This window comes from Streptomyces sp. NPDC033178 (assembly GCF_055577685.1).
Window position 1 is genome coordinate 64,974 of the sequence record NZ_JBVIPT010000006.1, and the last position, 19,589, is coordinate 84,562.

Below are 19,589 nucleotides of genomic sequence, written 5' to 3' on the forward strand. Positions count from 1 at the left end.
GTGCCCGAGCGTCATGCCTTCTTGCGCGGGCCGCGCGTCGTACGCATCCCCCACATCCGCATCCCTGCGTCCGCACCCCCACGTCCGCATTCCCCGCGTCACACCTTCAGCGCGTCGTACGTGACGCCTGTCAGCCGCTCCGACTCCTCCCAAAGCCGTTGCCCCGCCCGGTCGTTGAGGGTCCACTTGGTGCGCCTGGACTTCGCCGGGGAGCCGCGGAAGCCGAGGATCGAAGGGCCGGTGAAGGAGTCCGGGCGTACGCCGGGTGCCGTCGCCGCGTACAGGGTGGGGAGGGCACCGGCCTCCGCGGACTGGGCGACGAAGCGGCTGCCGATCTCCATGAACCGTTCGGAGTTCTTGCGGCCCTCCATCCTCGGGGCCACGGTCATGAGGTTGGTGGCGGCGTAGCCGGGGTGCGCGGCCGCCGCCACGACATCGGAGCCGATGGCGGCGAGCCGGCGCGCCAACTCGTGCACGAACAGCAGGTTGGCCGTCTTCGAGCGCCCGTACGCGGTCCAACGCCCGTACTTCCGCTCGCTGTTGAGGTCGTTGATGTCGATGTTGGCCAGCGCGTGCATGAAGCTGGACACGGTCACCACGCGAGCGCCGGGCGTGGTGAGCAGAGTCGGCAGCAACAGCCCGGTGAGCGCGAAGTGTCCGAGGTGGTTGACCCCGAACTGCGTCTCGAACCCGTCTGCCGTGCGGCCCTGCGGCAACGCCATCACGCCCGCGTTGTTGACGAGCAGGTCCAGACGGCCGTACTTCCGCCCGTACGCCGCCGCGAACTCCCGTACGGAGTCCAGGTCCCCGAGGTCGAGCGGTGCGAACTCCGCCTCCGCATCCGGCACTTCGACGGCCAGCCGGTCGGCGGCCTCGGTGCCACGGCTCTCACTGCGGCACGCGAGGACCACCCGGGCGCCCCGCCGGGCCAGTTCACGGGCGGTGATATACCCGATCCCACTGTTCGCCCCGGTGACGACGATCGTATGGCCGCTCTGTTCGGGAATGTCGTGCGTGTTCCAGCCACTCATGGCCCTTGCTCCCTCCGCGGGTGGGGTTCCCAGCCTGGTACTCCCGTTGCGGATCTTGATCTTGCTGGTTGGTGCCAAGTCTCGATCGTGCAGGTCTCTCTGTCGATTGGTGCGGCTTGATGCGTGTCGTCTCGGCCGGACTGGAATTCGCGTCCCGCGGATCGATCGAGTGCCGGATCGGCCTGCTGAAACAAGCCCGCGGCGTCGCGACCCGGTTCGACAGACTGGTCGTCCGCTACGAGGCCACCGTCCAACTCGCCCTGATATGCCATGCGTTGTGAGCCCCATCTCAAACGCGGCCGAGGTCAGAATGCGTCGCCGCCGGCGCCGCGTTCTACGACGCCGTTCTCGCTCCGCTCGGCGGGGAGCGATTGATGGATCTCGGTGAGGTCATCGGCTATGACGCCGCTGAGCCGGCGGCGGGGCGGGCGAGGTGCACATGCCGTTCGCGGCCGACGAAGGAGTGATCGTAGTGCCACACCGGGTGCGACGCGCGTTCGTGCTCGACCTAACGGCAGCAATGTGCTGCCGGGAAAGTACTTGCCGGTTGGGAAACCCAATGCTACTTTCCTTGCAGGAAAGTACTGCGAGGAGGGCAAATGGCTGACCAGGTACGGCCGGAAGAGGCGGCGCGCGCGCTCACCGAGATCGAGCAGCGGCAGGAGCAGATCATCCGGATGGTCAGCCTTCCCCGCTGGTTCTGGGGGGCCATCGCCTTCCTGATGGTCGCGTTCGCAGCGGTCGTCGACATCACCCAAGGTGGTCTCGTCCAGGGGATGGCCACCGCCTTGTTCGTGGCCGGTGTGCTCGCCACTGTCGGGTTGGTGGCGTTCCGCTCGGTCCGTAGCGCCCAGCCGCACAACGACCTGTTCGGCCCCCGGATCATGGCCGCGGACGGAGCCTCCGCGGCGGTCATCGTCGGCGTATCGCTGGCGGCCACGCTCATCCTGAAGGCGTCCGGGGTTTCGTACGCCGCGACCATTGGTGCCTCGATCACCGCCGTGATCCTTGTCGTCGGTGGACCGATGTACACGCGGTACCGTCAGGGCCTCATGCTCGCGAACCGGTCCGGGAGCCGACGGTGATCACGCCCAAGTTCGACGAGCTGATCCACGCACCCACCCGGCTCTCGCTCGTCTCCCTGCTCGCGGCCACCGAGTGGGCGGACTTCCGGTTCCTGCGCGACAGCGCCGGCCTGTCGGACTCCGCCCTGTCGAAACAGCTCACGACGCTTGAGGGCGCCGGCTACATCGAGATCCGTAAGGGTTTCGTCGGAAAGCGGCCGCGCACGTCGGCGAGGCTCACCAGCGTCGGCCGGGCGGCCTTCGACCAGCACGTCGCGGCTCTGCAGGAGATCGTCGCCAAGGCGGGCGCGTCGGTGCTCCCCTCGACCTGAGAGGCGCAAGGAAGGCGCCCTTGACGGCAACGGTGTCGGCAACAGCGACTCCAGCCACTGCCATTGGCCGTCCGTCAGATCACCCCGAGGCATTCCATGATCGCTTCACGGCCTTGATCAACATCTCAGACATGGCCTAGTACCCAAGCGACGAGGCAGCGCCGGTCAGTAGCCGGTCGAGGCCAAGCTTGAAGCTCGCTTCCGGGTCGTCGTTGTACAGCAATTCGGTGAAACCCGTGGCGGCCAGGTGGGGCAGCTTGCCGGTGTCGATCTGCGTCTGGACGAATTCAGTGGTGGCGTCGCGGCGCGCGGTGTTTGCTTCGGCTCTGGCTCGGCGACGAATCCCGCCGGACCGTTCGGCCATGACGTGGCCGAGCGTGAAGGTGTCGACGGTGAGGATGAGCGCGCGGCGAACGGCGTTGTTGGCGTCGAGTTCGCGAACCGCAGCGGCGGACTCGTCCATGCGCTTGAGAGGGGCGGGGCAGATCGGGCAGGCGGTGCCACGCGTCGCAATCAGCCAGGGATGACGCAGGACGGTGGCTCCAGTTGCTTCACATGCCCGTGGGTGAAGGAACGCAGGAACGACCCCAGCGTGGACGGGGCCCGCACTCCGGAGAACAGGCGGCCCATCGCACCGTGCCGCAGCCGGTCCATGTCGTCGATGCTGTCGGCGCCCGCGGCCATGCCGCCCACCAGCGACATCAGTTTCGCCGCAGGGAAGGCACCGGTGCCGTCCTTCGAGTCGGGCAGCCGGACGTGCTCTCTGACCAGCGCGGGCAGACCGCACTGCTCGGCCAGCCGCACCACCGGCTCCAGCCCGCCGTACGCGATCAGGTTCGGATCATCGAACGCGGATGAGACCGCCGCCGCGGCACGGGAAGACTGCATCTCGGAAGTGCCTTGCCGATCGTGCCTGATGTGGTCCTAGAAAAACCCCATCATCGCAGGTCGCAAGGCACTTTTTCGTTTCTGGGTGAACCATCCACCGGCATCAAGCCGGGGTGATCCGGACTCAGCGCACCAGGCAAGCAGGCAAGGGAGGTTCTGACAGTACCTGTATCACCAGGGTCTCCCCGACGTCCAAAACGCCTGTCAACCTGGTTGAGCCGAAAGTGCCGACAACACTCCATGGAAACGCACTGCAGCTTTACCCCCATCAGTTCAATTCAGCTGCCCCGAATATGCGACCGTGTCGGCGCATTCTTTTACGACAGAAGGGACGGAGACCAATGGCGGACAACCAGTTCACCACTCACGCAGAACTTTTCGATCTGAGGGGAAAGTACGCCCTTGTCACTGGCGGCACCAGAGGCATTGGGATGATGATAACGCGCGGCCTTCTCCAGGCGGGCGCCCGCGTCGTCATCAGCTCACGCAACGCAGACACGTGCGCGGAGGCACAGCGTCTACTGTCCGAATTCGGCGACGTTCGAGCAATCCCCGCCGACCTGTCCAGGCACGACGAGTGTCAGCGCCTCGCTGATCTTGTCCAGGCCGACTCGGAACGCCTGGACATCCTTGTCAACAACGCGGGAGCGATGTGGCGCGAGCCGCTGGAGACGTTCCCGGACGAGGCCTGGGATGCAGTGCTCGACCTCAACCTCAAGTCACCGTTCTGGCTGGTGCAGGCGCTGCTCCCGGCACTTCGTAAGGCGGGCACCGCCGATGATCCCGCACGGATCATCAACATCGGCAGCATCGCCGCCATCCACGTCGCCCCGTCGCCCAACTACTCGTACGCCAGCAGCAAAGCGGCACTCCATCAGCTCACCAGGGTACTTGCCAGAGAGCTGGGCCCACAGCACATCACGGTGAACGCGGTAGCGCCGGGAGTGTTCCCGTCGCAGATGATGGCGACCACTCTCGATGCCATCGGCGACACGATCGCGGCGGCGGCCCCTCTGCGCCGGGTCGGCCGCGACGACGACATGGCGGGTGCCGCCGTGTTTCTCGCCAGCCGGGCTGGGTCCTACCTCACGGGCGCCATCATCCCGGTGGATGGCGGCACCGCAACGACCGCAACAAATATCCATTAGGCTGCGGGACGGGCTTACGGTGAGGAGATAACCGCGATGGATCTACGCACCGAGATCCGGGAGTTTCTCAGCTCACGTCGCGCCCGCATCGCACCCGAGCAGGCGGGCCTGCCCGCTTACGGCGGCAACCGCCGGGTCAAAGGTCTGCGCCGCGAGGAGGTAGCGCTACTGGCGGGGGTATCCGTCGACTACTACGTGCGCATGGAGCGCGGCAGCCTCGCCGGTGCCTCCGACGGCGTGCTCGACGGGTTGGCCTCTGCCTTGCAACTCGACGAAGCCGAGCGCGACCACCTGTTCCACCTCGCGCGCCAATCCAGGGCGCCCCGCATCCCACGCCGGCGCAGGCCTGCCGTGACGGTGCGCTCGACACTGCAGCAGGTGCTCAACGCGATCTCCGATGCGCCGGCCTGGATCGGTAACGGCCGTTATGACGTGCTCGCCATGAATCAACTCGCTCGCGCGCTGTATTCACCGGTGCTGGCCGACCCGCGACGGCCCGCGAACACAGCGCGGTTCGTCTATCTAAACCCCGAGGCGGCCAGAGATCTCTTTGTCGACTACGACCAGGTTGCCGGTGACGCGGCCGCGAAGCTGCGCATGGCAGCCGGCCGCAATCCGCACGACGAGGAACTGATCGCCCTAGTCGGCGAACTGTCAACGTGCAGTGAACTATTCCGGCAGCGGTGGGCATCTCAGGACGTGCGGCTGCACCGGTCCGGCCGCAAGCGGGTGCACCACCCGATCGTGGGCCAGCTCGACTTGGACGTCGAGTCCATGGAACTGCCCGCCGAACCCGGCCTGCACCTCAACGTCTACACCGCACCCGCGGGCACACCAACCGCCGACAATTTGGCGCTCCTGGCGTCGTGGGCGGCCACCCAACAGGCACTGGCGACCGAGCTCGAACCACACAACGGATAGTCCAACCCCTTCAGCCGTACTAGGGTCCGTCTCCCCGACCAGCGCGGGCAGACCGCACCGCTCGGCCAGCCGCACCACCGGCTCCAGCCCGCCGAGAGGTCCCATTGCCGTTGCTGTGCGCCCACACCTCGCATGGGGTGTGGGCGCACAGCAACGGCCGACCGGCAGGTATCGAGCCACCCGGCGGAGCAGCCCCTACCGCGACGCGTACTCCTCCGGACGGGTCGGGTACTCCTCGGGCATGGGGCGGGTGTCGAGGTAGAACCACTCGGCGGTGGGGCTCGGGCCGCGACTCTGGGTCGGATACGTGGCACCGGCGGCCGTCGGGGACGCGTGCCCGCGGCGGGGGAGCACGCTGCCGGCCGGGCGAGCGGTCGAGGGGAAACCCTCGTCGGCCGCTGTGTCCGCACCGCCCGTCGGTGTGCTCGTCGGCTTCGCCGGCCCCGGCATCAGCAGCTCCACCCGCAGGCCGAACCCCCGCTGCTGGGCGACGAACTCCTCCACCTGGTTGCGGCAGGCGTGATCCAGGTGGGTCACACCGGTCAGGTCGAGCCGGATGCGCGGCTTGCCCGCCTCCGCGGCGGCCTCCAGGGCCTCGATCAGCTGCGGCAGCCGCAGGAACGTGGCGTTGCCCGCCATGACGACCTTCGCGGTGTCCTCCTCCAGGTGCTGTTTGATGACGGTCTGTGACATGCGAAGGGCCGCGAGGACGATGCCGGCGGCCAGGCCGAAGAGGACGCCTTCGAGGAGCGCGGTCGCCACGATGACCAGCGTGGTGAGGGTCATCACCGCGAACTCCCCCCGGTCCTGGCGCCACATCTTCGGGAACTCCTCGGGGGCGAAGAGCTTCCAGCCGCTGTGCACGAGGACGCCCGCGAGGACGGCGATCGGGATCAGGGCGAGGACCTGGGGCAGGAGCAGCGCGAAGGCCAGCAGCCACAGGCCGTGCAGCGTGCGGGACAGCCGGGTCTTGGCGCCGGCCTGGACGTTCGCGGAGCTGCGGGCCACGACCGCCGTGATGGGGAGCGCGCCGAGGATGCCCGCCACGGTGTTTCCGGCGCCCTGGGCGATGAGTTCGGGGTTGTAGCGGGTGCGCGGGCCGCTGTGCATACGGTCCACCGCGGCGGCCGTGAAGAGGCTCTCCGCCGAGGCGATCACCGTGAAGGTGAGGATCGCGGTGATGATCCCGACGTCGGCGAGTCCCGCGAACTCGTTCGGGCCGGGGACGTTCACGGACGCGAGCAGATTGCCCACCTGGAGCGTCTTCACGTCCACGCCCGGCAGCGAGGCGACCCCGATACCGATCCCGACGGCCACGAGCGCGGCCGGGATCTTCTTGACCGGGCCCGGCATCTTCTTCCACAGGAAGCTGAGCACGATGGTGACGACGCCGAGTCCGGCGGCGATCAGTGCCTGCGGGTTGGCCACGGTGTCCGCGATCAGACCGGGGATGCCCGCCATGTTCTCGATCGGGGCGCCCGGGGCCTTGGAGTCGGACATCGGGTACAACTGGCTGAACATCAGCGGCAGTCCGATGCCCGCGAGCATGCCCTGGACGACGGCCAGGGAGATCGCCTGGAAGATCCGGCCGAGACGGACCAGGCCCAGGACGATCTGCAGGATGCCCGAGCCGAGGACGATCACACCGAGCATGGCGACGCCGTGTTCGAGGACCGTCTCCGCCACGAGGGCCGCCAACCCGGCCGCCGGACCGCTGACTTGGAGGGTGCTGCCGCGCGCCGCGCCGACCACCAGGCCGCCGATGACACCGGAGATGATGCCCAGCTCGGCGGGGACACCCGAGGCGACGGCCACGCCGATGCACAGGGGGAGCGCGACGAGGAAGACGACGAGGGAGGCGGTGATCTCGGTGGCGAGGTCGGCCTTCGGTCCCTTGGAGTTCTTGTCCGTCCTGGCCGTGCTGGCTGTCCTGGCGGTCCTGTCCGTCCTGTTCGCCTTGTCCGTCCTGGCCGTCGCGGCCGCCTTGTCCATCCGGGAGGTGGCCGGCGGTGTGATGTCCGGGGCGTGCGTGGGGGCGTAGGCGGGGAAGTCGTGGGCGGGGAAGTCCGGGACGGGCGGGGCGTCCGGGATCCTGGCGTGCGCCGGTACGCGTCCGCGTGCGTGCATCCCGCTCATACGGCGTGCACCCGGAAGCGGCCGTCCTCGTCCAGCTCGTGGACCTGGCCGGTGTCGACCTCGTAGTACCAGCCGTGCAGGCGCAGCCGTCCCGAGTCGAGCCGTGGCTTGGTCACCGGGTAACTCCGCAGTGCCGCAAGCTGGTTGACGACGTTGAGCTGGGCCACGGCCGGCATCGACGGGTCCTCGAAGGCACCGTCGAGCAGCGGTGCGAGCTCCGGGCGGGCCAGGTCCAGCCAGGCGTCCACGCCGGGCAGCGCGGACAGGTCGTCGCCGGACTTCAGGGCGCCCATCGCGCCGCAGTGGGAATGGCCACACACGACGATGTCCTGAACGCCGAGCACCTCCAGTGCGTACTCGATGGTGGCGGCCTCGCCGGACGCACCCTGCCGTCCGTGCGGTGGCACGATATTGCCTGCGTTCCGCAGCTCGAATATCTCTCCGGGCCGCGCGCCCGTGATCAGGGCGGGTATGACCCGCGAGTCCGAGCAGGTAATGAACAATGCCTCCGGATATTGGCCTTCGGCCAGCTTCCGGTATTCGCCGCTCTCGAAATCGACGCGCCTCTTGAACGAGCGGGCGCGGTCCAGCAGTGCCTTCACGGTTCCTCCCGGCAGGGGGTTCGACCAGGGCTTTCCCGTCGTGCTCTCACCGTAGAGGGGCGACTGCCAGGCGAAGGTTAAGGGAACACTAGAGCGCGACCAGGAATGGCACATATTTCGTCCCCGGCAGCCCTCCGCGGGCTCTGAATCATCGTCAACGAGCCATCCAGGGACGGTTTTTGAGCAGCCGGTCACATTACCTCGGGTATAGGCGACGTGCCCATGACGGCTCTTGTAGCGTGTCCCCTCCACGGCACGGAATTCGTGCTGTCCTGATTCATGGGGAGACAGGACCTATGGGCGTACGAGTGCTGCTCATCGAGGACGACGAGACGATCGCCGAGCCGCTCGCCGAGGGTCTGGGTCACTTCGGGCTGACGGTCGGCCACGTCTCGACCGGGGCCGCCGGACTGAGAGGGCCGTACGGCGATGTCGTCCTGCTCGACCTGGGGCTGCCCGACATGGACGGCATCGACGTCTGCCGGGGGATCAGGCAGTACTCCGACGTGCCCGTCATCATCCTCAGCGCGCGCGGCGAGGAGGCCGACCGCGTTCTGGGTCTGGAACTCGGCGCGGACGACTATCTGGCGAAACCTTTCAGCCTGCGCGAGCTGGTGGCCCGGATACGGGCGGTGACGCGACGCACCCAGCAGGGCCGTGGCCTCCAACAGGGCCTGACTGAGGGCGAGTTCATGGCGACCCCGCCGGGCGGGACGCCCGTGGTGGGCCCGTTCGGTACGGGTCCGCTCGGTGCGAGCCCGCTCGGTACGGGTCCGCTCGGGTCGGGGACTCTGGGGGCGGGCGTGCGGGTGACCGGCCTGCTCGGCGACGGGGCGCCCGCCGCCGGAGGGACGCTTGGTTCGGGGGCTCCGAGTTCCACCTCTCCGGATGCCGGGTCTTCGGATGCCGGGTACTCGGGTGCCGGCTCGTCCGACTGGCGGTCCCGCTCCGAGGGGCCGTACGAGTCTGGGTCCTCTCCGAGTGCCGGGTCCTCCGGTGCCTGGCCCCGGGACGCGGAACCTCGGGACGAACCCCGGGCTGCGGAAATCCGGGCCTCGGAACCCCGGGAGGAGAAGCCGTTCAGGGGCGAGTCGTTCGGCGGCGAACCGTTCGCGGGTGAGTCGTTCTCGGCGGGGTCGGACATGCCTGGGCGGGACACCCACGGGCGGGACATCCCCGGGCGGGACAGCGTGCGTCGGGACACCGCGGGGTGGGGCGGCTCGGGGCGTGGCGGCTCTGAGACGGGCAACGCCGGGCGAGACTTTGCCGGTTCGGGCGAACCGGGGCCGGCCGGCTCGGGGGCGGATGCCCCATCGGCCGCGCGGTCCTCGTACGACCGGACCGATGGCACCGGCACGCGCTCCTCGTACGACCCGTCCGACGGCACCGGCACGCGGTCCTCGTACGACCAGACCAACGGCACCGGCGCGCGGTCCTCGTACGGCCCGTCCGGAGGCACCCGGGGCCCGGACCCGTACGACCTGTCGTCCGGCGCCACCCGGTCCTCCGAGGCGTACGACCCCCACGATCCGTACGACCAGTCGTCGCGCTCCTTCGAAGCCGGGCCGGCCTTCGAGTTCGCGCCGCCGGTCCCGGCCGGGCGGCCGCGGCGGGAGGCGTCGGCGGGGCCCGCCGAAGGGGCACTCGATGGCGAGCCGGAGCCGGTCGCCGAGACGCCGCCCGCGCCCGGGCCCCTCGTCGTCGACCGCCGCACCCGGCAGGTCTGGGTCGGGGACTCGCCGGTCTCGCTGACGCCGAAGGAGTTCGAACTGCTGGCGCTGCTCACCGAGGACCCGGGAGCGGTCTACTCGCGGCAGCAGATCCTGGACCGGGTGTGGGACCCGCACTACCAGGGCCCGACCAAGACGCTGGACGTCCATGTGGCCACGCTGCGAAGGAAGTTGGGCAACTCGGCGTGGATCCAGACCCTGCGCGGGGTCGGCTTCAGACTCGCCGTGCAGAACCGGCCGCCCTCGGCGGGCGGGGCCTCGGGCGGAACCCTGGGCGGGGCGACGGGCGGCTCGTACGGGGAGCAGCCCGGCAGACCGAACAGCTCGTACGGCTCGTACGGCGCTTCCGGTTCGACCGGCTCGTTCGGTTCGACCGGCTCGTACGGATCGTTCGAGTCGTTCGGGGCGAGCGGCGCGTACGACGACCTCCCGGACGGCGGATCCCACGAAGCCCGGCCGGCGGCCTTCCGGTGACGCGTCGCCTGCTGCTCAGCTATCTGAGTCTCGCCGTGCTGCTCCTGCTCTGCCTGGAGATCCCGCTGGGCTTCGTCTACTCCAGGGGAGAGCGGGAGCGGGTCACCAACATGGCGAAGGACGAGGCGGAGTCGGTCTCCGCGTACGCCTCGCTGGCCCTCTCGATGGGCGGCCGCGCGGAGCAGGACCTGCCCGGCAGGGTGAGCCGCTGCGCCGAGCGGATCGGCGGCAAGGTGGTGATCGTCGACCGGTCCGGCGCGCTGGTCACCAGCTCGTACACGCTGTCGGCGACGGAGACCCAGGGCCTCGCCGCCCGTCCCGGGATCGCGGCGGCGCTGCGGGGAACCGCCACGCAGGACGTCCGCACCTCCACCATCGGAGGCGTCCAGTACCTCTCCGTCGCGGCGCCGATCGCGCACGGCTCGTACAAACAGGGCGCCGTGTGGATCACGCTGCCCACGCAGATGGTGCACGCGCGGGTGCACCACGTCTGGCTGCTGCTGGCCCTCGGCGGGCTCGCGGCCCTCACCGCCGTCGCGGTCATCGGCTTCGCCATCGCCCGCTGGACCGGCCGCCCCATCCGTGAACTGGAGCGCGCCACGCACGAGTTGGCCGAGGGCGGCCCGTCCACACCGGTGGCGATCACCAAGGGACCGCCGGAGGTACGGAGTCTCGCGGCCACCTTCAACCGTACGGCCGCCCGTCTGGAGCACCTCCTCGCCTCCCAGCGCGCCTTCGCGGGCGAGGCCTCGCACCAGCTCAAGACGCCCCTCGCCGCGCTGCGGCTGCGCCTGGAGAACCTGGAGTCCGACATCGCCCTGCACGCCCGGGGCAACCTGACCGCCGCGATGACCGAGACCGACCGGCTCGCCAGGATGGTCGAGGGGCTGCTGGCGATGGCCCGGCTCGACGAGAGCGCCGCCGTGCGCGAGCAGGTGGACCTGGACCGGGTCTGCGCGGAGCGGCACCGGGCCTGGGCGCCGATGTTCGAGCAGCACGGGGTGCAGCTCGTGCTGCTCGGCGACTACGGCGGGCCGGTCCTCGCCCTGTCCGGCGCGGTCGAGCAGATCCTGGACAACCTGCTGTCCAACTCCCTGCGGGTGGCGCCCCGTCACTCCACCGTCTCCATCGACCTGCGCAGGCCCGAGACCCACGAACGCCGCTTCGGCCACCGCCCGGCGGGCCCGGCCCGTGTCGAACTCCACGTCATGGACGAGGGCCCCGGGATGACCGAGGAACAGCGCCGCCGTGCCTTCGACCGCTTCTGGCGCGCCCCCGACGCGCCGAAGGGCGGTACGGGACTGGGGCTGGCCCTCGTCCAGCGCCTGGCGCACGCGAGCGGCGGGGACGTGCTTCTGCGCCCCGGCGCGCGGGGCGGCCTCGACGCGGTGGTCCGGCTGCCGTCGGCCGGGGCACCGACGGCTGCGGCGGCCAGACCGTTGGAGAGTGTTCCTCAGCGGGTGTCCTGAATGTGCAGGGCCCGGTGAGGGCCGGCCGCGCAGTTCCCCGCGCCCCTGAGAGCCAACCCCCACCGCCCCCCACTCGGCGTCATCGCGTCTCGCCCACTACAGCGAGGCGCCCCCGTCGATCACCAGGTCGGTGCCGACGACGGATCCCGCGGCGTCGGAGGCCAGGTAGAGAACGGCCTCGGCCACCTCCTCCGTCGACGAGACACGGCCGAGCGGCGACTCCTCCTTCATCCGCGCGGCACGGTCGGTCTCGGTCTCACCGGGCCGCAGCGACATGGTGGTCGCTGAGGCGCCGGGGCTCACGGCGTTGATACGGATGCCGTCGGAGACGTGGTCGAGGGCTGCGCCGGCGGTGAGCGCGGACACGGCGGCCTTGGAGGCGGCGTACGCCGTGGTGTCGGGCCACTGCTTGTGCGCGCCCAGGTTGGAGGAGACGTTGACGATCGCCCCGCCGCCCGGCTGGGTCCGCATCTGCCGGACCTCGGCCTGCAGGGCGAGGAGCACACCGGTGACGTTGATGTCGAGCAGGGTCCGCCAGTCCTCCTCGGGGAGGTCGGCGACGGGCTGTCCGCCGCGGAAGACGCCCGCGTTGTTCACGGCGATGTCGAGGGAACCGAAGCGGTCGACGGCCGTGCGGACGAGTGCCTCGACGTCCGCTGAGCGTGCCACGTCGGCGACCTGCGCGACCGCCGTGCCACCGGCCCGTTCGGCGAGGGCGACGGTCTCGTCGAGCGCCGCCCGGGTACGGCCCGCCACGACGACGGAGGCTCCCTCGGCGGCGAACGCGAGCGCGACGGCCCGCCCGATCCCGGTTCCGCCCCCGGTGACGAGGACGGTGCGGTGCGAGAAGCGGGTGCGGTTCATGAGTGACTCCCTTTCGGACACGGTGAGTTGAGGAACGCGGGTGTGAGGATCAGAGGTGCACGAGCAATTCAGCGGCCGACGGGGGAACGGGGACGGGGAATAGGGCAGAACGAGGGATCAGACGCGGGCGAGCCGCAGGGCCAGGGCGGCGGTGCCGAAGAGGGCCGCGGTCACCGCGAGACTCGCCGCGTCGCCGCCCACGCCGAGTACCAGGGCGAAGACGACGGTCGGCCCCGTCTCCATCGCCGTGTTGTGCACTCCGCCCGCGAGCCCGGTCCGTTCCGCCGGTACCCGGTCGGTGGCCAGCACGGCGGCCCCGGCGAAGGAGGCGGCGACCCCGGTCGCCAGCAGGACGAACCCGGGGAGCAGCCCGTACGCGTACGGGACCGTGTCGTTCATTCCGAGCAGCGCGAGGAGTACGAGTCCCACGGCGCCGACGGCCAGCCCGGCACCGGTGACGACGGGCGCCCCCCGCCGGCCGATGAGCCGCCCCGCCACCCGGCTCGACGCGAGGAGCGCCACGGCGAACGGCACGAACGCGGTCGACGTCCGCAGCGCCGACCAGCCGCGTTCGTCCTGGAGATGGAGCGAGAACAGTACGAAGACGGTGGCGGTCCCGGCCGCGGTCAGTGCGGTTGCGGCGAGCCCGAGCGCGCGCCGCCGGTCGAGCAGGAAGCGGGGCGGCAGCAGCGGATCGGGCGCCCGCCGCTCGACCCCGACGAACAGGGCCAGCAGTACGACCCCGGCGACCAGCGGCCCCAGCACCCGGCCGGACGTCCAGGACCACGCGTCGGTGAGCACGAGCCCATAGCTGGCGGAGGCCAGCCCGGCCGTGGCCAGGAGAGCGCCGGGCAGATCGAGACGTGGACGGGCGGGGTGCCCGGGCCCGCTCGTCCCGGAGTGCGGCCCGGTCGCCGCGGGCAGCACCCGGGGTGCCAGCGCGAGCGCCGCCACCGTCACGGCGAGCGGTACGGCGAAGGCCCAACGCCAGGACAGGAGCGCGGAGATGACCCCTGAGAGCAGGTTGCCCGCCGTGGCGCCGAGTATGGACAGACCTCCCCAGGTGGCCATCGCACCGCCGTACGCGGCGGGAGAGGGGAACACCGTCCGCAGCACCGCCATCGCGGCCGGTGCGATCAGGGCCGCGCCGGCACCCTGGGCGAACCGGGCCGCGAGCAGCGCGTCGTACCCGGGAGCGAGTGGGGCGGCGACCGACGCGGCCCCGAAGACCAACAGCCCCGCGGTGAGCGCCCGACGCCCGCCGTACCGGTCGGCGAGCCGTCCCCCGAACAGCAACAGCCCGGCGAACGTCAGCCCGTACGCCGCACTGAGCAGAATCAACTCCTCGCGCCGCACCCCGAACTCCACCCCGATCCCCGGCAACGGCACAGCCACCGCGGCCAAGGTGAAGATCAGAGTGACCTGCACCCCACCGAGCAACACGAACGCACCTCGACCGGCCCGAGGAGGCGCCACTGTCACGGTCATGGTTCCCCCTATCTAGACCGATCGTTTCAGTATGAGGGCAAGCGAACAGCGCCCCTTCAGGGGCACGGGGAACTGCGCAGTCTTTTAGGGGTGCGAGGAACCGCGCGACCAGCCCCCAGCCACCCGCACACCACACCGATCCGGGCCGAATCGAATCAATTCAATCCAGCAAGGTCAGAGCCTGCTCGGCCGCGTCCCGAACCCGACCGGGCTCCGCCGAAGCCTTGCCGACCACCCGCAACCCCTGCATCAACACCAGCAACATGCGAGCCAACGCCCGAGGGTCCCGGTCCTCCGCAAGCTCCCCCTGTGCCTGCGCCCGCACGAGCGCCGAGTGCATCAGCGTCTCGATGTGGTCCCAGCTGAGCTCGACCCGCCGTGCCGCCGCGGCATCGTGAGGCGCCAGCTCGGCCGCCGTGTTGGTGACGAAACAGCCCGCCGCCCGGCGGGCGTCATCCGCGGCCTCGGCGGCGAACCGCCGCACCAGCGCCCGTACGGCGGGCAACGCGGCCCCCGCCTGCGACAAGTCGCGCAGCATCAGTGCATCGCGCGACTCCCCGTACCGGTCCAGCGCCTTCAGATACAGCGCGTGCTTGTTGCCGAAGGTCGCGTAGATGCTGGCGCGCCCGATGCCGAGATGCTCGACGAGGTCCGCCATCGACGTCGCCTCGTAGCCGCGCCGCCAGAACAGCTCAAGGGCCGACTGCAGCGCGGCGTCCGGATCGAACTCCTTGGTCCTGGCCACGTCCCGCAGCTTAGGCCTTTCTGAAACGATCGGTCAAGATGAATTCGGCATGGCCTAGATGGATCCAGCATGAGCAGGATGGATCCGGCATGAGCAGGATGGATGCGGTGTGAGCCGGACGGATCAGGGGTGAGCGGGACGGAACCGGTGCCAGGGCGACCGCCTACCGCGTCCGCACCTCGTACGTGGCCACCCTCACCGTCTCGTCGTCCAGGCACTGGCCCGACTCCAGGTCGAAGCGTTGCTTGAGGAGGGGCGAGGCCACGAACGGGCGGCCCTGGTGGGTGCCGGTGAGCCCGCGGGAGAGGACGGCCGCGCCGGAGAACGGGTCGCGGTTGTCGATCGCGTACATGCGGCCCGTGCGGTCCAGGAAGAGCGCGACCTGGTGGCCGTCCGGGAGCAGCGCCGCCACTCCGCGGCCGGGCATCAGTATGGACAGGTCGCAGACCGTGAACCAGCCGTCCGTCAGCTGGAGTTGGACCGTGGTGGCGGTCGCCGTGGTCGTCTCGGGTGCGAGGGTCATCGCTGGGCGCTTCCTTCCAGGGGGCGCGTGCCGATGGTCAGCAGCGGCAGGTCGGGCTTGATCTGGTCGCGCTCGGGGACGAAGCCGACGACCGGGTCGGGGGTGTCCGGCGCGTTCACGAAGGAGACGAAGCGGGAGAGCTTCTCCGGGTCGTTGATGGTCTCGGCCCACTCGTCGCGGTAGGCCGCGACATGCGCCGTCATCAGCGACTCCAGCTCCTCGCAGATGCCCAGCGAGTCCTCCACGACCACCTCGCGGATGTGGTCGAGGCCGCCCGGGATCCGCTCCAGCCAGGTCGAGGTGCGCTCAAGACGGTCGGCCGTGCGGATGTAGAACATCAGGAAACGGTCGATCAGGCGGATCAGTTCGGCGTCCGAGAGGTCCTGGGCGAGCAGGTCGGCGTGGCGCGGGGTCGCGCCGCCGTTGCCGCCGACGTACAGGTTCCAGCCGTTCGCGGTGGCGATGATCCCGAAGTCCTTCGACTGGGCCTCGGCGCACTCGCGGGCGCAGCCGGAGACCGCCGACTTGAGCTTGTGCGGGGAGCGCAGACCCCGGTAGCGCAGCTCCAGGTCGATCGCCATGCGTACCGAGTCCTGGACGCCGTACCGGCACCAGGTCTGCCCGACGCACGACTTGACCGTCCGCAGCGACTTTCCGTACGCGTGCCCGGACTCGAAGCCCGCGTCCACCAACCGGGCCCAGATCAGCGGCAGTTGCTCGACGCGCGCGCCGAACATGTCGATCCGCTGACCTCCGGTGATCTTCGTGTAGAGGCCGAAGTCCCGGGCCACCTCGCCGATCACGATGAGCTTCTCGGGGGTGATCTCGCCGCCGGGGATGCGCGGCACGATCGAGTACGAGCCGTTCTTCTGGAGGTTGGCGAGGAAGTGGTCGTTGGTGTCCTGGAGCGAGGCCTGCTCGCCGTCCAGGACATAGCCGTCGGCGCCGATCGTGGGCGCGAGCGAGGCGATGATCGAGCCGACCGCGGGCTTGCAGACCTCGCAGCCGTCGCCGTCCCGGGCGCCCTCACGCCCGTACCGGTCCAGGAGCTGCCGGTACGAGGTGATGCGCAGGGCGAGGACGATCTCGTACAGCTCCTCGCGGGTCTGGGAGAAGCAGCCGCACAGGCCCTTGTCGACCTCGACGCCGCTCGCCTCCAGTTCGGAGGTGACCAGCTGGCCGAGGACCTTGACGCAACTGCCGCAGCCCGTACCGGCCTTGGTGCACTTCTTCACCTCGGGCACGGTCGTGCACTGGTGGTCGGTGACCGCGCCGCGGATCGCGCCCTTGGTGACGTTGTGGCAGGAGCAGATGATCGCCTCGTCCGGCAGCGCGGACGGGCCGAGCTGGACGGGCGCGCCGGCGCCGGCCGGGAGGACGAGCTGTTCCGGGGAGATCGGCGGGACCGAACCGGTGAACGCGCGCAGCGTGCCGTACGCCTCCGCGTCGCCGACCAGGATGCCGCCGAGCAGTTCGCCGTTCCGGCCGATGACCAGCTTCTTGTACGTGCCGGAGCGGGAGTCGGAGTAGACGACGTCGAGGCAGTCCTCGGCCGTGCCGTGCGCGTCGCCGAAGGACGCCACGTCCACGCCGAGCAGCTTCAGCTTGGTGGACAGGTCGGCGCCGGTGAAGGACGCCTCGTCCGTGGCGATGGTCGCGGCGGCCGTCTCCGCCTGCTCGTAGCCGGGTGCGACCAGGCCGTACACCCGGCCGTCCGCCGCGAGCGCGCACTCGCCGATCGCGAACACGTGCGGGTCGTTCACGGTCCGGCACTGCTCGTCGACCGAGATGCCGCCGCGCTCGCCGACCGTCAGACCGCAGTCGCGGGCGAGCTGGTCGCGGGGGCGGACGCCGGCCGAGAAGACCACCAGGTCGGTGGCGAGTTCGGAGCCGTCGGACAGCTTCATGCCGGTCACGGCGCCCGAGGCGTCCGTGACGATCTCCTGGGTGCCCACACCGGTGTGGACGCTCAGGCCCATGTCCTCGATGGTGCGCAGCAGGGCCGCGCCACCGCCGTCGTCGACCTGCACCGGCATCAGGCGCGGCGCGAACTCCACGATGTGGGAGGTGAGTCCGAGCCCCTTGAGGGCGCCCGCCGCCTCCAGGCCGAGCAGTCCGCCGCCGACCACGGCACCGGTCGTCGCCCTCGACTTCGCGTACTCCTCGATCGCGAGGAGGTCCTCGATCGTGCGGTAGACGAAGCAGCCCTCGGCGTCCTTGTTCGGGACCGGCGGCACGAAGGGGTACGAGCCGGTGGCGAGGACGAGGGTGTCGTAGTCGACTGTCAGGCCGGAGCGGGCCGTTACCCGCTTCGCGTCCCGGTCGACCGTCTCGGCCGGATCGCCGATGTGCAGCTCGATCCCGTGGTCCTTGATGAACTCCATGTCCGTCATGGACAGTTCCTCGGGCGTGGTCCCCGAGAAGTACGAGGTCAGCTGCACGCGGTCGTACGCGGGGCGTGGCTCCTCGCACAGCACGACCACGCGGTGCGTGGCGGTCAGGCCGCGCTCGGCGAGCGCTTCGAGGAAGCGCTGGCCGACCATGCCATGGCCGACGAGCACGATCGTGGGGGTGCCCCCCAGGGTGGCGGTCATTCAGGAGCCTCCATCGTTGGTGAGCAGGTGGAGCAGAGGGCCGCCGTCGGAGGGCAGCGGCTCTGCTCCCTCCCAGGCGCGGGCGAGCGCGCCGACGGTGCCGAGCTCGCCGACGAGCACCCCGCCGACCAGGCGGTCGTCGCGGACGACGACCTTGCGGTAGGTGCCGCGGGTGGCGTCGGTGAGCTGGATGACGTCGTCGCCGGGAAGCGGGGTGTGCTCCCCGAAGGCGGCGAGGTCGAGAGGGGTGCCGGAGGCGAGGGTGAGACGGGTGAGGGCGCGGGTGCCGGTGTAGCCCGCGGGGGCCCCGGCCGGGTCGGCGCCCGAATCCGCACCCGGGTCCGCCGTGGCCAGCAACCCGGCCAGGACATCCGCCTGTTCGAGGGCGGGCGCGGCGAGACCGTAGACGTTTCCGTCGTGCTGGGCGCAGTCGCCGATCGCCCGGATGTGCGGGTCGGAGGTGCGCAGCTCGTCGTCGACGATGACGCCCTTGTGCACGGCGAGCCCCGCGTCCTGGGCGAGGCCCACCCGCGGGTGCACCCCGCAGGCCAGTACCACCAGGTCGGCGTCGAGCGCGTACCCGTCGGCCAGCTCGACCGAGCGGACCGCGCCGCCGACACAGCGCACATCGCGCACCCGGCACTCGGTGTGCACCTCGACGCCGAGGTCCTTGAGGTGCCGCAGCACCAACTTGGACGCGGAAGGGTCGAGCTGACGCTCCATCAGCCGCTCGGACTGCTGGGCCAGCACCACCTGCGCACCGCGTTCGGCGAGCGCGCGGGCCGCCGAGACACCGAGCAGTCCGCCGCCGATGACGACGGCCCGGGTGTCTGGCCGTACGGCCTTGGACAGGCCCAGGCAGTCGTCCATCGTGCGGAACGCGTGGACGCCTTCGGGCAGTTCGTGCCGGTCAGGACCGAACAGGCCTCGCAGGGGCGGAAGGACCGGGTTCGAACCGGTGGCCAGGACCAGCGTGTCGTATGCGATCACCGAGCCGTCGGCGAAATGCACCAGTCGCTCGGCGCGGTCGATGTGAACCGCCCGGCCGCGGGTCAGCCGCTCGGGCGTCGGCAGCGCGATGACCTCGGGGGCGTACCGCCCTGCCAGGACCTCCGCGAGCAGGACCCGGTTGTACGGGGTGTGCTCCTCGTCGCCGACGAGCACGGCGGACATGCCGAGCTCTCCGAGCCTGCGGGCGAGCCGTACGCCCGCGAGGCCGGCGCCGATCACCACCACACGCGTATTCGAGGTCATGTATCGCAGCGTGCGGTGCCGGTGTTACCCGGTCGCATCACCACTGTTTCCCGCGGGGAACGCTGCCCTCAGCGGGGCCGGGGCGCGGATGTGAGGGTTTTCGGCGGGCGGGGCGGGGGCGCGGTGAGGTCGCCCGGAACGGGCCCGGGGTGTGGCTGTCCCCACCTCCGGGTTCCGTGCGAGCACCATCGACCGTGGGCCCGGAGCAGGGAAGTCTTGAGGTGCCGGGGGAGGGGGGGGGGGGGGGGGGGGGGGGGGGGGGGTGAGGGGGGGGGGGGGGGGAGAAGACAAAAGGCGACGCGCCTACAGTGCTTCCACCTAAACGG

The 19,589-nt window shown here is 70.4% G+C and carries 17 protein-coding genes and 2 pseudogenes; 8 read left to right on the forward strand and 11 right to left on the reverse strand.

Features of this window, described 5'->3' with window-relative positions; all coding sequences use genetic code 11:
• Window positions 1-98 precede the first annotated feature (98 nt).
• A complete protein-coding gene (locus ACZ5VQ_RS16270; protein ID WP_469105428.1) occupies window positions 99-1,031 on the reverse strand; it encodes an oxidoreductase in 933 nt (310 codons plus the stop codon).
• A gap of 119 nt (window positions 1,032-1,150) precedes the next feature.
• On the opposite strand from ACZ5VQ_RS16270, the gene ACZ5VQ_RS16275 reads away from it, so the two are divergent.
• The 3 genes from ACZ5VQ_RS16275 to ACZ5VQ_RS16285 all read left to right on the forward strand — a co-directional run bounded on the left by ACZ5VQ_RS16275 (window position 1,151) and on the right by ACZ5VQ_RS16285 (window position 2,427).
• Complete coding sequence (locus ACZ5VQ_RS16275) at window positions 1,151-1,312, forward strand: hypothetical protein (RefSeq protein WP_469105429.1); 162 nt, start codon at window positions 1,151-1,153, stop codon at window positions 1,310-1,312.
• A 318-nt stretch (window positions 1,313-1,630) separates the two neighbouring features.
• Window positions 1,631-2,116, forward strand: coding sequence for a hypothetical protein (locus tag ACZ5VQ_RS16280; RefSeq protein WP_469105430.1), 486 nt, complete (start codon window positions 1,631-1,633; stop codon window positions 2,114-2,116).
• A complete protein-coding gene (locus tag ACZ5VQ_RS16285) occupies window positions 2,113-2,427 on the forward strand; it encodes a winged helix-turn-helix domain-containing protein (RefSeq protein WP_468103304.1) in 315 nt (104 codons plus the stop codon). The genes ACZ5VQ_RS16280 and ACZ5VQ_RS16285 overlap by 4 nt, the downstream gene beginning before the upstream one ends.
• A 136-nt stretch (window positions 2,428-2,563) precedes the next feature.
• On the opposite strand, the gene ACZ5VQ_RS16290 is transcribed toward ACZ5VQ_RS16285, so the two are convergent.
• The gene (locus tag ACZ5VQ_RS16290; protein ID WP_469105802.1) at window positions 2,564-2,959 is read right to left on the reverse strand and encodes a TetR/AcrR family transcriptional regulator C-terminal domain-containing protein; all 396 of its coding nucleotides are present in this window, start codon (window positions 2,957-2,959) and stop codon (window positions 2,564-2,566) included.
• Entirely contained in the window at window positions 2,941-3,315 is a 375-nt protein-coding gene (locus ACZ5VQ_RS16295; RefSeq protein ID WP_469105815.1) for a hypothetical protein, read from the reverse strand. Before ACZ5VQ_RS16295 ends, ACZ5VQ_RS16290 begins: the two co-directional genes overlap by 19 nt.
• Before the next feature lie 341 nt (window positions 3,316-3,656).
• Here ACZ5VQ_RS16295 and ACZ5VQ_RS16300 point away from each other — a divergent pair, with 341 nt between their 5' ends.
• Entirely contained in the window at window positions 3,657-4,463 is an 807-nt protein-coding gene (locus ACZ5VQ_RS16300; RefSeq protein WP_469105431.1) for an SDR family oxidoreductase, read from the forward strand.
• A 36-nt stretch (window positions 4,464-4,499) separates the two neighbouring features.
• Window positions 4,500-5,384: a helix-turn-helix transcriptional regulator gene (locus ACZ5VQ_RS16305; RefSeq protein WP_469105432.1), complete on the forward strand. Its 885-nt coding sequence runs from the start codon at window positions 4,500-4,502 to the stop codon at window positions 5,382-5,384.
• Window positions 5,385-5,579: 195 nt separating this feature from the next.
• Here the strand turns inward: ACZ5VQ_RS16305 and ACZ5VQ_RS16310 are convergent, their stop codons facing one another.
• Both ACZ5VQ_RS16310 and ACZ5VQ_RS16315 read right to left on the reverse strand, forming a co-directional pair.
• Window positions 5,580-7,520: a SulP family inorganic anion transporter gene (locus ACZ5VQ_RS16310; protein WP_469105433.1), complete on the reverse strand. Its 1,941-nt coding sequence runs from the start codon at window positions 7,518-7,520 to the stop codon at window positions 5,580-5,582.
• Window positions 7,517-8,122 (reverse strand): carbonic anhydrase, encoded by a 606-nt coding sequence (locus ACZ5VQ_RS16315; protein ID WP_469105434.1) that lies wholly within the window; start codon window positions 8,120-8,122, stop codon window positions 7,517-7,519. The genes ACZ5VQ_RS16310 and ACZ5VQ_RS16315 overlap by 4 nt, the downstream gene beginning before the upstream one ends.
• Before the next feature lie 296 nt (window positions 8,123-8,418).
• On the opposite strand from ACZ5VQ_RS16315, the pseudogene ACZ5VQ_RS16320 reads away from it, so the two are divergent.
• The 3 genes and pseudogenes from ACZ5VQ_RS16320 to ACZ5VQ_RS16330 form a co-directional block, all read left to right on the forward strand.
• Window positions 8,419-8,691 (forward strand): annotated as a pseudogene (locus ACZ5VQ_RS16320) (response regulator); the annotation flags it as partial.
• A gap of 1,107 nt (window positions 8,692-9,798) precedes the next feature.
• A pseudogene (locus tag ACZ5VQ_RS16325) lies at window positions 9,799-10,092 on the forward strand (winged helix-turn-helix domain-containing protein); the annotation flags it as partial.
• A gap of 230 nt (window positions 10,093-10,322) precedes the next feature.
• Window positions 10,323-11,795 (forward strand): sensor histidine kinase, encoded by a 1,473-nt coding sequence (locus ACZ5VQ_RS16330; protein WP_362085177.1) that lies wholly within the window; start codon window positions 10,323-10,325, stop codon window positions 11,793-11,795.
• 96 nt (window positions 11,796-11,891) lie between these two features.
• Here the strand turns inward: ACZ5VQ_RS16330 and ACZ5VQ_RS16335 are convergent, their stop codons facing one another.
• The 6 genes from ACZ5VQ_RS16335 to ACZ5VQ_RS16360 form a co-directional block, all read right to left on the reverse strand.
• Complete coding sequence (locus tag ACZ5VQ_RS16335; protein ID WP_469105435.1) at window positions 11,892-12,659, reverse strand: SDR family NAD(P)-dependent oxidoreductase; 768 nt, start codon at window positions 12,657-12,659, stop codon at window positions 11,892-11,894.
• Window positions 12,660-12,776: 117 nt separating this feature from the next.
• Window positions 12,777-14,147, reverse strand: a complete 1,371-nt coding sequence (locus ACZ5VQ_RS16340; protein ID WP_469105436.1) for an MFS transporter — start codon at window positions 14,145-14,147, stop codon at window positions 12,777-12,779.
• Between the two features lie 160 nt (window positions 14,148-14,307).
• Window positions 14,308-14,892, reverse strand: coding sequence for a TetR/AcrR family transcriptional regulator (locus ACZ5VQ_RS16345; RefSeq protein ID WP_469105437.1), 585 nt, complete (start codon window positions 14,890-14,892; stop codon window positions 14,308-14,310).
• Window positions 14,893-15,055: 163 nt separating this feature from the next.
• Window positions 15,056-15,415: a nitrite reductase small subunit NirD gene (nirD, locus tag ACZ5VQ_RS16350; RefSeq protein WP_469105438.1), complete on the reverse strand. Its 360-nt coding sequence runs from the start codon at window positions 15,413-15,415 to the stop codon at window positions 15,056-15,058.
• A complete protein-coding gene (gene nirB / locus ACZ5VQ_RS16355; protein WP_469105439.1) occupies window positions 15,412-18,009 on the reverse strand; it encodes a nitrite reductase large subunit NirB in 2,598 nt (865 codons plus the stop codon). Before nirB ends, nirD begins: the two co-directional genes overlap by 4 nt.
• Window positions 18,010-19,263, reverse strand: a complete 1,254-nt coding sequence (locus ACZ5VQ_RS16360) for an NAD(P)/FAD-dependent oxidoreductase (protein ID WP_469105440.1) — start codon at window positions 19,261-19,263, stop codon at window positions 18,010-18,012.
• Between the last annotated feature and the right edge of the window lie 326 nt (window positions 19,264-19,589).